The organism is Corynebacterium sp. Z-1, assembly GCF_031844665.1.
Classification (GTDB): Bacteria; Actinomycetota; Actinomycetes; order Mycobacteriales; family Mycobacteriaceae; genus Corynebacterium; species Corynebacterium sanguinis.
Window position 1 is genome coordinate 1,283,342 of record NZ_CP134621.1, and the last position, 13,167, is coordinate 1,296,508.

Here is a 13,167-nt window from a genome sequence, read left to right on the forward strand (position 1 = left end):
TCCCCAGCAGGCGCGCTCAGACGTTGGCTGGGGGCGTGCATGGCGGTTACCCGAGCCCGATCCCGGAGCGCGACACCCATGAGAACCGCTCCCCGCCACCACGACCGAACGCGGTCACCGGCGGCAGCTTCCGTGCCCGCTCGCTCACGAACCGCGCACCCGACCGTGCCCCGTCACGGGTCGCCCGATACGCCTGACCAGGTACCCGGCGGGCGCGGCGGGCGAGCTCGGCCTGAAAATCGATACCCCGCCCCACTATCCGCGCCGAACGCGACGCCATCAGATCAGTCGGACGCACCCACTCCACACCAGCACGCGCTCTCGTCGCCGCGTCCTTCGCCGTCGAGTCTTTGGCCAGTGACGGGTCGCGGTGCCGGGCCAGCGCCGACGCCTCGCTTTCACGCGGCGTCTCCTCAGCACGGTCATGGTCTCGCTCGTGCAGCGCCGTAGCGGTGGGCTCGACGTACGTGTGCTGGTCGTCGTTCATGGCGTCTCCTGTTCGTCACGGGTGGTGAGTTCGGGGCGTGCGAACCAGCGGCCCACGGTGGAGGGGTGCACGCCGAGGTGCCGGGCGATCGCTTTGTTCGACCAGCCCTCCTCATCTCGCAACCGCCCCGCCACCTCCCGCGCGGGCGTCTGCTCCGACCCCGGTGTGGGAATAACGGCCTGCAGCTCGGACAGACCGCTCTCCGGCGTCGGCTCGTCCTCGTCGGCGAGATGTGGCTTGGCGGCCTCGGAGGCCGGTCGGGTGAGGATGACGGTGAGGTGCGTGATCGCAAGCAGCACCAGCGGCGGCACCGCCGCCACCGACGCCGCCAGCACCCCGGGCACATCGGCATCGGCGGCGACGACGGCATGGATCGCGTTCGCCGTCACCGACACCAGCGCACCCGCAGCGAGCAGCACCCACGGATACCAAGCCGACCGCTGCCGAGCGAGCGCGACGACGGCAACGGTTGCGACGACGATGATCCCGTCCACGATCAGCGGCCACGCCCACGCCTGCCCCGCATCGATCCCGGAGCGGCGGGCAAGGTCCGCCAGAGCGGTGAAGGAGAGCCAGAACGCACCTGCAGCGATGAACACCGTCCCGGCGACCGCCGTCGCCACCGCCACCCGGCCACCCCGCGACCGCACAGGTGCCGGCGCCTGCGGGTTCATGAGAGCACCTGCCCTGCAAGACGCGGCACGCGCCGCAGATCATCGTCCCGTACCACGCTGGATGGTGCGGGTTGGACGTGGGTGGCGCGGTAGGCGGAGCGGATCGTCGTGACGACCTCCCGCGGCGGCAACCCGACCCGCTCACCCGCCGGGGCGAGCGCATCGACCATCTCCGGCAGAGACAACCCCGCCTCCGCGAGGCGGCAGGAGGCCCAGAACAGGCCACGGTTGCGTTCGCCCTCCGCGCGCATGCCCACCCAGTCGGCCAGCCGCTTCGCGTCCTCCGAACGAACAGGGCCCCGCGCCCGATGCACGACGGGCTCGGGACGCGGATCGAGGAAGTCCCGCAGCGCCGCCGCATCCACCGGGCGCGGCTCCCGGTTACCGTGCGCGGTGAGCGAGTACCCGGCCGGGCCGTGGACGGTCATGACGGCGGAGGGAGGGACGATGACGTACCCGCCGGTGCCACGGAAGTCGACACGTGCCGCGGCCGCCTGCCACGACGGCTGCGACCGGCCGGGGTCGGCCGGGTAGTAGAAATGCGCACCACCGGACGGCGTGCGCACCACCGCCACCCACCCCTCCACGAGCCCCGCCCGGCGGGCACGACCGAAGGCGTCGAACCCGTTCCCGTCCGGCTTGCGGTCCACATCCACGACATCGACCCCAGACGCGGTGCCGGTGGGGACGCCGATGTTCGCGGACGGCCAGCGATGCCACCACGCCACAACCTGCGCCAGGTCAACGCTCGCCTCATGGAACCCATGCCGGGTGAGCGGACGCTTCTCGCCCGGCACGCACGGGAACACCGGCACCCCCGCCGCCGCGAGCCGCGCGGCGGCTTGCGGAAGCGGGAGCCCGCTGAGGGAGGCAAGGACGCTGGCGACGCTCATCACAGCCCCCTCACCACGGCATCCGCCGCACGCGAGGAACGCGCTGGCTCGACCAGTGCCGGAACTGTTCGCTCCGCCCCGGCCCCTCGCGACGGGGTGGCGGACTCACGGGTCAGGCCGGGTGGGTCGCCCGTGCCGACCTGGACGGTGTCGAGGGCATCGAGGATCGCCCCGGCGGTCTTGCGGACGCGTTCACCGGTGGCCTGCACGACCTCGGCCGGGTCCTTGTCCTTGACCGTACCCGCCCACCCGGAGATATACGGGATCGTGTAGGCGGTGGTGTCCATGCCGTGCGCGGCACCGATCATCAGCGCCACCGACTCCGCCTCGACTTCACCGATCCCGCGATGCCCGGTCGCATCCGGGTTGTCGGGGCCGTGGAGCTTCACATGTGCGAGTTCGTGCGCGAGTGTCTTCACCTGCGCGGCGTCGTCCATGTTCGACCGCACCGCCACCGTGCGGTTCGTGTAGTCCGTGACACCGTTCGCGCCACGAATCTCCCGCTCATCCGAGATGCGCGTCACCGTGAACCCTTCGGCCTCCACCAAGGAGGCAAGCCCTGCCCACAGCCCGTCGGGCGCCTCGCCTTCCAGGAGCGTCGGGGCAGGGCGCTCGGGCACGGGATCACCGCTGGTCTGCGACACATCCCAGACGTAGGCGGGCTTCGCGCCGACCATCCGGGAACGCACCACCTCGCCGGGCTTCGGCTTCTCGAACCGGCCCAGCCGCCGCCACGACTCAGAATCAGCCGGATTACTCGACGCGAACCGACCCGTCACCGGCGCGAAGATCACATACCCCGCCTGACCCCGCTCCACCTGCCGACCCAGCGACTGCCACTGCTTATAGCCCGCGACATAGGACGGCTCCGGCGACGCGACACGACCCTGCTCGTAAGCATCGAGATGCTGGGCGAGGATCAGCAGCGTGTTGCGGAACGAGCGCGCCCGGAACCGAGCAGCGAACTCCAGCGCACGCTTCCAATCCTCACCCGACACAAGCAGGTCGACCGCAGCCGTCAACCGCTCATGGAGCTGTTCGAGCTTCGCGTCGCGCGTAGCCCGTGCCTCCTCGTCCGTCGCCACCTGTGACCTCCTCCCGGCAAGGCCAACGGCACAAGCCGGTGACCCCTGCGACCATTAGGTGCGCCGGGGAGATCAGGAACGAGACGGACGGAACAGAGCGTGGCGACCGCCAGGCTCCACGATGAACCCGACGTGTCTCATCCGGTTTACCTGCGGTGCGGCGTAGAGTCGAAGTCCTTCAAGTGCTCAGGGTTCACACGACGAGAAGTACGCGACATACGGCGAGTCGAGGGGGTTGACGAGTCAGCCTGCCGGTGAGTGCGGAGGGTTTGCTTGGCGTCCTTCGGGACGCCCGCTGGCGCGGTACTGCGATGGCGTGATGCCGTAGCGGCGGGAGAACCAGCGTGAGGCGACCCGGGGATCGCGCCAGCCGACTGCGCCCGCAGCACGTGCCACAGTCCAGTCAGTCTCATCAATGAGCCGGGTGAACTCTGTCAGCCGTATCTCCGTGAGGTAACGCATCGGTGGAAAGCCGGTACAGGCAACGAACAGGCGGGTTAAGTGAGTACGGGAGACGGCGACGGAACGCGCGAGGGCCGTAGTCGTCCACGACTCAGCCATGCGGTCACGCAGAAGCTGCACTGCACGTCCCACGTGTCCGGCCAAGGAGATCGACATGAGTAGCCCGCCTGCCTGGCTCAACTCAGTACCATCTGAGTTGGCGGCCGCATCCGGCGCGAGGAACGCGGGAGTCACAAGGCCTACCCAACCGGCGAACAGTTCTACGGTACGTACTGCCACCACCTCCGGTGACTTCGTGCCGTTGCCGAGTACGCTCAGCTGCCGCCAGATCGGTTCGACACGGCGCAGGGTAGACACACCAGGATGCAGAACGAGTGGGCTCCCGTCCCAGTCGTGAGGATGCACGCCAGCGCGGAGCCGCGTCTTGTCGGGAAGGAACCATGCCATCTGTTCACGCAAGAAGCGTTCATCGCTGTACACCGCCCAGAGTCGGACGTATTGCCTCGGACGCATCTGGCACCATTCACCAGCTCCTAGAGCCAAGGCCATGCCAGGCATGAGAAGGTACCGGCCCTGTGCCGTCGAGATTTCAGCTGCGCCCTCAAGAATGTGCAGGATCTTTATCTCCGCAGGAATCACTCGCCTGGTCATTGCGCTGCGGGAGATTTCGATCGCCGTCAGAAGCCGTGCGCCGCGATTGATTAACCTCGTGCCGGGGTTGTCTGGTCTCGTAGACGACCCTTCATGTGGATCGCGGTATTCGCTTGCTCTCACAGTTCTCGCGCGTTGTTCCTATGTGCGGGTGACATGGCAACAGCCGCTATCAGCGCAGGGAGTCCTTTCTTAAGACTCTATTGAATGCGGTTGATATCATTTCGTAGAAACGTCTTTTGATGCCTCTTCCTTGGTGAGGGGGTGAGGAGCCGTTGTTTGTACGTGGTTGGCAGGTCGGTTCGCTGTCGAGAGTCGCCCGGTTCTTTCCATCCAGAGGTCGAAGGGGACGGTGAGGAACGGGAGCATCGAGGCGATGATGCCGGTGGGGAGTGCCCACCAGGTCCAGCGGAAGCGGATGGCGGCGGCGACGCAGGCGAGGACGAAGGCGATCCATGCGATTCCGTGCACCCACCCCCCAGATGGTGACGGGTAGGGGGCTGCCGTGGAGGGGGTATTTGATAGCGAGGGCGGTGAGCATGCCGAGCCAGCTGATGCCTTCGATGAGCGCGGTGGTGCGGAAGGCGAGTCGGAAGAAGCGTTCGTTTCGTGAGGGCGTGTGTGTCATTGATGCTCCGCGGCGTGGTTGCGGTGGTGACAATCCATAGGTCGTGATCCTCTTAGCGCGAGGCTTAGTGGGTGTTGTCTTCGTAGGCGGAGGCGGTGCTGCCGGGTCCGTACTGTCGGAGCAGCCACCCGGTGGTGATGACGCCTGCGGCGATCACGACGGCGATGATGATCATGATGGTCGTGTAGCCGCTGTTGAACGCGATAGCGGCGGCGTCGAGCAGGCCCGGATGGTCGCTGGCGAGGTCGCGGGCGGTGGCGATGCTGTCGGCGGCTTCGGCAGGGGCGCCCTGGGGGAGGTGGATGCGGGAGGTGTAGAAGAGGGAGAGGAGGCTGCCGAGGACGGCGACGGCGATGAGGCTGCCGAACTCGTAGGACACTTCCTCGACCGAGGCTGCCATACCGGCCTTGCGTGGGGGGACGTTCCCCACGATCGCGGTCGATGCGACTGACATCGTGGCCCCCAATCCGGCGCCGGTGACGGCGAGCCCGGCCACGAATACCGGGAACGCGGTCTGCACTCCGATGAGGGTGATGATCATGCCGATTGTGGCGAGGGTGAAGCCTCCGCTGATGATGATGCGCAGCCCGAGCCTGTGCAGGAACGCGCCGCCGAGAATCCCGGTGGGCAGAGCCCCGATCGCGACAGCGGCCACGAGGAGTCCTGCTTGGAGTGGGGTGAACCCGTCGACGAGTTGGAAGCGTTGCGTGGTGACCAGTTGGATGCCGCCGATGGCGAACATTGCGGTCGCTGCGGTGATGATCCCGGCGCTGAACGCGCGGTTGCGGAACACCCCGAAGTCCAGCAGCGGATCGTTCGAGCGGAGCTGGCGTCTGGTGAACAGGACACCGCCGATGGCCGCGACGACCGTGGCGCCTGCGACGATCGCCCAGTTCTGCGGGGTGTGGGCGGCTTCTTTGATCGCGAGGACCGCGCCGGTGAGGGTGAGGAGGGCGTAGAGGGAGGAGATCGCATCCCACTTCTTCGCCCGGTCCCGGGTTCCTGCAGGGACGACGAGCGGGGTGAGGATGAGGGCTGCGATCACGACGGGGATGTTGATGAGGAACACCGACCCCCACCAGAACCGCTCCAACAGTGCACCCCCGACGATGGGTCCGAGCGCGGCGCCGACCACGGAGATGCTGCCCCAGATCGCGATCGCGATGTTCCGCTCCCGCACGTCATCGAACCCGAGCCGGATCAGCGCGAGAGTGGCGGGCATCATGCACGCCGCCCCCACCGCGAGGAGCGCACGCGCACCGATCAGGACCTCCGGTGTCGGGGAGAACGCGGCCACCAGCGACGCCGCCCCGAAGAGCGTGAGACCGACCAGGAAGAGACGGCGATGCCCGAACCGGTCACCCAAGGTTCCCGACCCCAGCAGCAGGCCCGCCATCACCAGCGGGTAGGCGTTGATGATCCACAGGCCTTGGGAGGCCGACGCGCCCAGGTCCACCGTCAGGGTGGGCAGGGCGGTGTAGAGGATCGAGTTGTCGAGCGTGATCAGCAACAGGCCGAACGCGACAGTCACCAGCAGCACCCACCGCCGCGATGACAGCGATGACGCTTGAGTGTTCACAGTGTTCATGTGCGGGGATGCCTTCTTGTGTCAGGAGTTCTTTCGATCATTGCGCCCGGCCGGTTGCCATAGATTCTTGTGTTCATCGCGCAGAGTCCGTGCTGGTGGTGTCCAGGGAGGCGGCGATGTGTTCCAGGAGCTGCACCCGCAGAGCCTGCGGGATGGGCTCCCCGGTGAGGGCTTCGTAGCTCCACAGCCCGTCGGCGGCCATCCGTGCGGTCAGCATCCGCAGCTCCTCCCGCGGATACCTGTCGTCCACGCCGGGCTGAGGGAGCGGGGTCGTCCACCGCGCGGCCACTTCCGCACAGGGTGCGAAGAGGTCACGGTGCGCGGCGCCGTCAGCCATGAACACCAGTTCCGCGCGGGTCATCGACCGGGCGACCCGCACATACGCCGCCAACCGCTCAGCACGGGTCGCCTCAGAAGCGGGTTTCCCGGCGGCTGAGACCATCTCCTTCTCCCAGTCGGCCGCCAACTGCTCATACACCCCACTCAGCAGTGCCGTCCGGCTCGGGAAGTGATACAGCAGGCCCCCCTTGGTGATGCCCGCCTGCTCGGCGACAGCGTCGATCGTCACCGCAGACAGCCCCTGCTCCTCAGCGACCCGCATCGCCGCCTCGACGATCGCAGACTTCTTACTCGGCCTCACCACCGTGCCGCCTCCTCCGTATCGACGCCGTACCTCACCAACCACTAGACTATACTAAATGGTACAGTAACCGTGTGTGGAGAGGAACGACAGCATGACGAAGTGGACGATCGGGACCGGGGCAGTCGTGACTGTGATCGGGATAGTCGCCTACATCGCGTCGGGGGCATCCAGCCTCACCGCGCTGATCCCCGCAGCCCTCGGCATCCTGCTGGTGATCGCCGGACTCATCTCCCGGAAAGAGGCGGCGCACCGGCACGCGATCCATGCGGCGCTGGCAGTCGCGCTCGTCGGCCTGGCCGGCACGCTCATGAACGTCCTCAAGCTCGGGGAGCTCCTCGGGGGCACCGCAGAGCGCCCTATAGCGGTCATCGCCAGCACCCTGACCTTCGTCGCGCTGCTGGTCTACCTGGTTCTCGGGGTGACCTCGTTCATCCGCGCACGCCGCTACCGCCGTGCCTGAAACCCGCCCCCTCGACACGCCCCACGTCGCCGGGCGGGGCGATGGTTGGCGGGCGCGGCTGTGGGAATGGGTCCGTGCCCGACCGCTCGTGTGGGCGAAGCTCTCCCTGGCCGCGAACATCCTGATCGTCGCGACCGGCGGGGCGGTCAGGCTTACCGCATCCGGGCTGGGCTGCCCGACCTGGCCGCTGTGCACCGAGGACTCCCTCTGAAGCGCCCCGGGTTTCAGTGTTCCAGTCGATGGTGGTGATGTCGCCGAGGTTGGGGGCGTCGGGCCAGTGGTGGGCGAAGACGCGGGCGACGGGCTCGTTGATCTCGGAGAACCAGATCGTGCGGGCGTCGAACACCTCCTCGACAGCGAGGTCGAGTCCGCCGTAGCCGGAGAACAGCGACCCGACCCGCAGGCGGCGGTCGCCCGGTTCGTCGCTGGCGTTCGGCATGAGGACTCCGGCAGATCGGTGATCCCCGGTCGCTGCCTCTGCGAGCGCTGACCGGGCTGGTTATCTGCCAGGTGCTCGCCGCGCCTCCCGCGCCTCCCGTGCCTCCCGTGCCTCGCTGACCGCGCCGCGCCCGGCCTCTGACGGAGCCTTCGTCTCCGCCTCCCTCAGAGCCACCACGCCTCTTGCAGATCGAGGTTGAGCCCGCCTTCGGCGGGCCGCTGCTCACCTCGTGAGCAGGCAGAGAGGGCGGGCCGGATGACGGTTTCGATGCGCGTGATGTCGGCGGGTGACGGGTATAAGTACCTGTTGCGCACTGTCGCGGCCGGCGACGGCGACCGCTCGCTCTCGACTCCGTTGACGCGCTACTACAACGCCGAGGGCACCCCGCCCGGTCGCTGGCTCGGTGCCGGGGTCGCCACACTCGGCGGCGGGCGGATCAGCGTGGGTGATCAGGTCTCCGAAGCCCAGCTCCAGCTGCTGGTCGGCATGGGTCGAGACCCGATCACCGGTGAACCGCTGGGCCGCGCGTACCCCGAATACCGAACCGTGGCCGAGCGGATCGAGGCACGTACCAGTGCGCTTGATCCCGCACTCGGGCCGGCGTCACGCGCGGAGGCGGTCGCGGCCATCGACACGGAGGAGGCCGGGCGCGGGACGCGGCGGGCGGTTGCGGGGTTCGACTTCACGTTCTCGATCCCGAAGTCCGCCAGCGTGCTCTGGGCGGTCGCGGACGCGGGGACGCAGGCGTTGATCGCGGACGCGCATCACGCTGCGGTTGCGGAGGTGGTTGCGTTCATGGAGCGGGAGGTTGCAGCCACCCGCACCGGCGCAACCGACCGCGACGGCGCGGTTGCACAGGTCGACGTCGCAGGTCTGGTCGCCACGGCGTTCGATCACTACGACAGCCGGGCGGGCGACCCGCACCTGCACACGCATGTCGTCATCAGCAACAAGGTGCAGACCGTCCTCGATGGCAAATGGCGGTCGCTGGATGGGCGGCCGATGCACGCCGCCGTGGTCGCCCTCTCCGAGCTGCACGAGGCGGTGTTCGCTGACCACCTCACTCGCTCGTTTGGCGTCTCGTGGGAGGCGCGCGACATGGGCCGCGACCGCAACCCCGCGTGGGCGATCGCCGCGGTGCCCGAGGCGATGGTGAAGGAGTTCTCCACCCGTGCCCGGCACATTGATGCCGAGACCGACCGCCTCATCGGCCAGTACGTCGACGCGCATGGGCGGCGGCCGTCGCCGGCGACGATCATGAAGCTCCGCGCCCAGGCCACCCTCTCGACCCGGCCGGAGAAGGAAGTCCGGTCGCTGGCTGACCTCACCGCCTCCTGGCGGGAACGGGCCGGGCAGGTGCTCGGGTCGGATACGACCTCGTGGGCGCGCGGCGTGACGGCAAACAAGGAGCCGTTGCTGCTGCGCGCGGACGACGTGCCGTTGGATGTGATCGACTCGCTCGGGGCAGACGTTGTGGCTGCGGTCGGTGAGAAGCGATCCACCTGGCATCGCTGAAGTGCCCCGGGTTTTGTTCCTAGGCATTTGCCTTGATTTCCATTATTTCTCGACTGGGGTGGTGTTCCCAAAATTCGGCTTCGACTTCAGCCGGGGTGCGGTAGTCCAAGCTCTGGTGGAGCCGTGATTCGTTCCACCAGTTAACCCACTCGAACGTGGCGATTTCCACGTCGACCACGTCGGCCCACGAGCGCCTATGGATCAGTTCGTTCTTGTAGGAGCCGTTGACATTCTCAGCCAAAGCATTGTCGTAGGAATCACCAACAGTGCCGGTAGACGCAGTAATTCCGTGCTCAGCCAGGCGCTCGTTGTAGACGATGCTCACATATTGTGAGCCGTGGTCTGAATGGTGAATCAAGCCCGTTGTTTCCTTGGCGCACACGATCGCCTGATTGAGCGCCTGCAGCGGCAAGGCTTCGGTGCGCATCGAATCCGACAGCGCCCACCCGACAATCCTCCGGGAGAATACATCGGTCACGAACGCGGTGTACACGAACCCTTTCCTGGTGCGCACATAAGTAATGTCCGCCACCCACAGCCGATTAGGGCCAGGAGCCCTAAACTCACGATTTACCAAGTCTGGGCGAAGATCCGGGCCCTTGGGCTTACGCGTCGTGATTGGTGCTCTGCCTTTGCCCTTGCCGGACAGACCAGCGCTGCGCATCAGCCGGGCTGTTTGCTCGCGTCCAATGTCAATGCCCTGGCGTTGCAGCACGCGCCACATCTTCCGCACGCCGTAGACGCCGTAATTTTCAGCATGAACGTCGCGAATATGCTCCACGAGAGCAGCGTCGCGAAGACTGCGGGAGCTTAAGCCCCGGGCTTTAGACTGGCGGTACCCACGCGAAGTAAGGAAGCCGCCTTCACGGTGGATGTTTAACGTCTGGCAGATGAACTCGACTGAGAAACGATTCCGATACTCATCAATGAACCGGATCATTTCCGACGTTTCGGGTCGAGTTCCGACGCGAAAAAAGCCGAAGCGGCCTTCAACAACTCGTTGGTGTCCCGCAGCTCTTGATTTTCTCGACGCAGCTTGGCGACCTCTGCCACAAGGTCCTCAGGCAACCGTTCAGTAACGCGTCCCTCACGTCGAGCGGCCTGCGTCCATTGCCTCGCTGTGTGCCACGAAACGCCCAGTTTGGGTGCCACGATCTTGCATGCTTCCTGCGTCGAAATATTCTCCGCCAGAATGCGATCTTCTACCAAGCGGACGACTCGGTCCTTCGCCTCCTGATCAAACTTCTTCGGCATGTTCGAAGATTTTCCCATCTACTCAAACGGAACAAAACCTGGGGCACTTCATCGCTGGAACCTCACTGCCGAGGCCGCGCGGCAGACGATGGCCTACCGGTTCGCGTCGACAGAGGATCGCGAAGCTATCGTCGGCCTGGTCGTAGACGCCGCCGAAGCCGCTTCGCTGCGCCTGACCCCGCCCGAGCTCGCATCCAGCCCGGCCGCGTTCCGCCGACCGGACGGCACGAGCGTGTTCCGGCCGAAGCACTCCGCGCTGTTCTCCTCCGAGGAGCTGCTGGCCGCCGAAGACCGCCTCCTCGAACGCGCCCACACCACCACCGCACCGACCGTGCCGCTGACCACCGTCGAACGGGTTACGAAGCGGCCCGACAGCAAGGGCCGGATGCTCGGTGACGACCAGGCGGCCGCACTGACGAAGATCGCGCTCTCGGGCCGGGTGGTCGATGTGCTGGTCGGCCCTGCTGGGGCGGGGAAGACCACCGCGATGTCAGCGTTGCGGCGGGCGTGGGAACGCGAGCACGGACGTGGCAGCGTGGTCGGGCTTGCGCCGTCCGCGGTCGCCGCGCAGGTCCTGGCCGATGACCTCGGCATCCAGACCGAGAACACGGCCAAGTGGCTCGACACTCACGACCGCGCCGGCGAGACGTTCCGCAAGGGTCAGCTCGTCATCGTCGACGAGGCATCGCTGGCGGGCACGCTCTCCCTTGACCGCATCACCGCCTTGGCGGCGGAGGCCGGGGCGAAGGTGCTGCTGGTCGGGGACCACGCCCAGCTTCAGTCCGTCACCGCCGGTGGCGCGTTCTCCCTCCTCGTCCACGACCGTGACGACGCCCCGGAGCTGGTCGACGTGCACCGGTTCGTCCACCCGTGGGAGAAGACCGCGTCCCTCGCGCTGCGGCATGGGCGCACCGATGTCATCGACACCTACACCGAACACGGTCGCATCCGAGGTGGTGAGACGGAGGAGATGATCGACGTCGCCTACACCGCCTGGCGCAACGACACACTCGCCGGGCGAGCCAGTGTGCTCGTGACCGCCTCGAACGAGTCCGTCCAGGCGCTCAACAACCGGGCACGCGCTGATCTGATCCTCGACGGCACCGTGAACGCCCGCCGTGAGGTCGAACTGCACGACGGAATGAGGGCTGCGGTCGGGGATACGGTCATCACTCGCCGCAACGACCGCCGCCTCCGCGCGGGACGGTCCTGGGTCCGCAACGGCGATAGGTGGACGGTCACCGAGGTCCGTGACGACGGCGCTCTCACCCTCCGCCGCGCAGGGCGCACGTGGGGCGCCTCGGTCGTGGTCCCGGCCGAGTACGCGGCCGAACACCTCGATCTCGGTTACGCCGTGACGTCATACCGGGCGCAGGGCATCACCGTGGACTCCTCGCACGTCCTGGCGGATGCGTCGATGACCAGAGAGACGTTCTATGTCGCCATGACGAGGGGGCGCGAGCAGAACATCGCCTACGTCGCCGTCGACAAGCCCGACCCCGCCCACGACGGCCCTCGCCCCGGCGACAACACCGAGGCGACAGCCCGGTCCGTGTTGTTCGGGGTGCTGCAGCACGTCGGTGCCGAGCTGTCGGCGCACGAGACGATCACTGCGGAGCAGGACACCTGGGCCTCGATCGCGCAGCTTACCGCCGAGTACGAGACCCTGGCCGCCGCCGCCCAACACGACCGCTGGGCCGCGCTCGTCCGCTCGTCTGGGCTCAGCGACGACGACGCCGAGGACGCGATCGCCTCACCCGCATTCGGAGCGCTGACTGCCGAGCTCCGTCGGGCCGAGGCCAACCAGCACGACGTCGAGACCCTGCTGCCGCGCCTCGTGCGAGCACGCGGGTTCGGGGACGCCGACGACATCGCCGCGGTCCTGCACTACCGTCTTGCCCGCGCGACCGCCAGGCCAGCGGGAGCCGGGCGTGCACGCAGAACACCACGTCTCATCGTGGGCCTCATCCCCGAAGCCACCGGCATCATGCCATCCGAGATGCGGCAAGCGCTGACCGAGCGACGCGACCTCATCGAAGCCCGGGCCGATGCTCTCCTCGACACCGCACTCACCGAGAAACACGAGTGGATCACGAAACTCGGAACCCCACCCAAGACTGCACGAGCGGCCCAGGCATGGCGGAACGCCGCGCGCACCATCGCCGCCTACCGCGACCGCTACGGCATCACCGGACCCGCACCCCTCGGAGCACCCGCCGAAGCCGAGACGCAGAAGATCGACGTCGCCCGCGCCCGTGCTGCGCTTGACCGAACCCGCTCGCTCGAAAGAGAACCGAACAGCGCACGTCAATCGCCTGCTACTACTAGGCCGGTCCGACGCTCCTTGTAGCGCCTGAACGCCAACCTACGAAGCCCGCGACCTGGTAG

11 protein-coding genes and 3 pseudogenes are annotated in these 13,167 nt (G+C 67.3%); 4 read left to right on the forward strand and 10 right to left on the reverse strand.

Going from position 1 to position 13,167, the window contains the following annotated elements:
• Nucleotides 1–46: 46 nt before the first annotated feature.
• The 8 genes and pseudogenes from RIU96_RS06310 to RIU96_RS06340 form a co-directional block, all read right to left on the reverse strand.
• Nucleotides 47–487, reverse strand: a complete 441-nt coding sequence (locus tag RIU96_RS06310; protein ID WP_144317189.1) for a hypothetical protein — start codon at nt 485–487, stop codon at nt 47–49.
• Nucleotides 484–1,161 carry a DUF2637 domain-containing protein gene (locus RIU96_RS06315; RefSeq protein WP_186366106.1) on the reverse strand — a complete coding sequence of 226 codons (678 nt, stop codon included), beginning with the start codon at nt 1,159–1,161 and terminating at the stop codon, nt 484–486. Before RIU96_RS06315 ends, RIU96_RS06310 begins: the two co-directional genes overlap by 4 nt.
• A complete protein-coding gene (locus tag RIU96_RS06320) occupies nt 1,158–2,054 on the reverse strand; it encodes a bifunctional DNA primase/polymerase (protein ID WP_144317188.1) in 897 nt (298 codons plus the stop codon). Before RIU96_RS06320 ends, RIU96_RS06315 begins: the two co-directional genes overlap by 4 nt.
• Nucleotides 2,054–3,139 (reverse strand): ArdC-like ssDNA-binding domain-containing protein, encoded by a 1,086-nt coding sequence (locus tag RIU96_RS06325; RefSeq protein WP_311204780.1) that lies wholly within the window; start codon nt 3,137–3,139, stop codon nt 2,054–2,056. Before RIU96_RS06325 ends, RIU96_RS06320 begins: the two co-directional genes overlap by 1 nt.
• A gap of 243 nt (nt 3,140–3,382) precedes the next feature.
• Nucleotides 3,383–4,252 (reverse strand): AraC family transcriptional regulator, encoded by an 870-nt coding sequence (locus tag RIU96_RS11975; RefSeq protein ID WP_144317186.1) that lies wholly within the window; start codon nt 4,250–4,252, stop codon nt 3,383–3,385.
• A gap of 219 nt (nt 4,253–4,471) precedes the next feature.
• A pseudogene (locus tag RIU96_RS06330) lies at nt 4,472–4,735 on the reverse strand (DUF3817 domain-containing protein); the annotation flags it as partial.
• A gap of 209 nt (nt 4,736–4,944) precedes the next feature.
• Nucleotides 4,945–6,468 (reverse strand): MFS transporter, encoded by a 1,524-nt coding sequence (locus RIU96_RS06335; RefSeq protein WP_144317184.1) that lies wholly within the window; start codon nt 6,466–6,468, stop codon nt 4,945–4,947.
• Between the two features lie 73 nt (nt 6,469–6,541).
• The gene (locus tag RIU96_RS06340) at nt 6,542–7,108 is read right to left on the reverse strand and encodes a TetR/AcrR family transcriptional regulator (RefSeq protein ID WP_280559908.1); all 567 of its coding nucleotides are present in this window, start codon (nt 7,106–7,108) and stop codon (nt 6,542–6,544) included.
• A 94-nt stretch (nt 7,109–7,202) separates the two neighbouring features.
• Between RIU96_RS06340 and RIU96_RS06345 the strand changes: the two genes are divergently transcribed.
• Together RIU96_RS06345 and RIU96_RS06350 are read left to right on the forward strand one after the other, a co-directional pair.
• Entirely contained in the window at nt 7,203–7,571 is a 369-nt protein-coding gene (locus RIU96_RS06345; protein WP_144317182.1) for a hypothetical protein, read from the forward strand.
• A gap of 58 nt (nt 7,572–7,629) precedes the next feature.
• Nucleotides 7,630–7,776: pseudogene (locus RIU96_RS06350) on the forward strand (COX15/CtaA family protein); the annotation flags it as partial.
• 39 nt (nt 7,777–7,815) lie between these two features.
• Here the strand turns inward: RIU96_RS06350 and RIU96_RS06355 are convergent.
• Nucleotides 7,816–8,010, reverse strand: a pseudogene (locus RIU96_RS06355) (DNA cytosine methyltransferase); the annotation flags it as partial.
• 255 nt (nt 8,011–8,265) lie between these two features.
• Between RIU96_RS06355 and mobF the strand changes: the two are divergent.
• A complete protein-coding gene (mobF, locus tag RIU96_RS06360) occupies nt 8,266–9,525 on the forward strand; it encodes a MobF family relaxase (protein ID WP_311204781.1) in 1,260 nt (419 codons plus the stop codon).
• A 19-nt stretch (nt 9,526–9,544) separates the two neighbouring features.
• Here mobF and RIU96_RS06365 read toward each other — a convergent pair.
• A protein-coding gene (locus RIU96_RS06365; RefSeq protein ID WP_144741768.1) for an IS3 family transposase occupies nt 9,545–10,779 on the reverse strand; the annotation gives its coding sequence in 2 pieces (ribosomal slippage) (nt 9,545–10,491 and nt 10,491–10,779; 1,236 coding nt in all).
• Here RIU96_RS06365 and RIU96_RS06370 point away from each other — a divergent pair.
• Complete coding sequence (locus RIU96_RS06370) at nt 10,778–13,129, forward strand: AAA family ATPase (RefSeq protein ID WP_311204782.1); 2,352 nt, start codon at nt 10,778–10,780, stop codon at nt 13,127–13,129. The two genes, RIU96_RS06365 and RIU96_RS06370, sit on opposite strands and share 2 nt — an antisense overlap.
• Nucleotides 13,130–13,167 lie beyond the last annotated feature (38 nt).

Coding starts and splice junctions, on each gene's coding strand:
- RIU96_RS06310 (WP_144317189.1), bottom strand. CDS start 487: ATGAACGACGACCAGCACACGTACGTCGAGCCCACCGCTACGGCGCTG.
- RIU96_RS06315 (WP_186366106.1), bottom strand. CDS start 1,161: ATGAACCCGCAGGCGCCGGCACCTGTGCGGTCGCGGGGTGGCCGGGTG.
- RIU96_RS06320 (WP_144317188.1), bottom strand. CDS start 2,054: ATGAGCGTCGCCAGCGTCCTTGCCTCCCTCAGCGGGCTCCCGCTTCCG.
- RIU96_RS11975 (WP_144317186.1), bottom strand. CDS start 4,252: ATGACCAGGCGAGTGATTCCTGCGGAGATAAAGATCCTGCACATTCTT.
- RIU96_RS06335 (WP_144317184.1), bottom strand. CDS start 6,468: ATGAACACTGTGAACACTCAAGCGTCATCGCTGTCATCGCGGCGGTGG.
- RIU96_RS06345 (WP_144317182.1), top strand. CDS start 7,203: ATGACGAAGTGGACGATCGGGACCGGGGCAGTCGTGACTGTGATCGGG.
- mobF (WP_311204781.1), top strand. CDS start 8,266: ATGACGGTTTCGATGCGCGTGATGTCGGCGGGTGACGGGTATAAGTAC.
- RIU96_RS06370 (WP_311204782.1), top strand. CDS start 10,778: ATGTTCGAAGATTTTCCCATCTACTCAAACGGAACAAAACCTGGGGCA.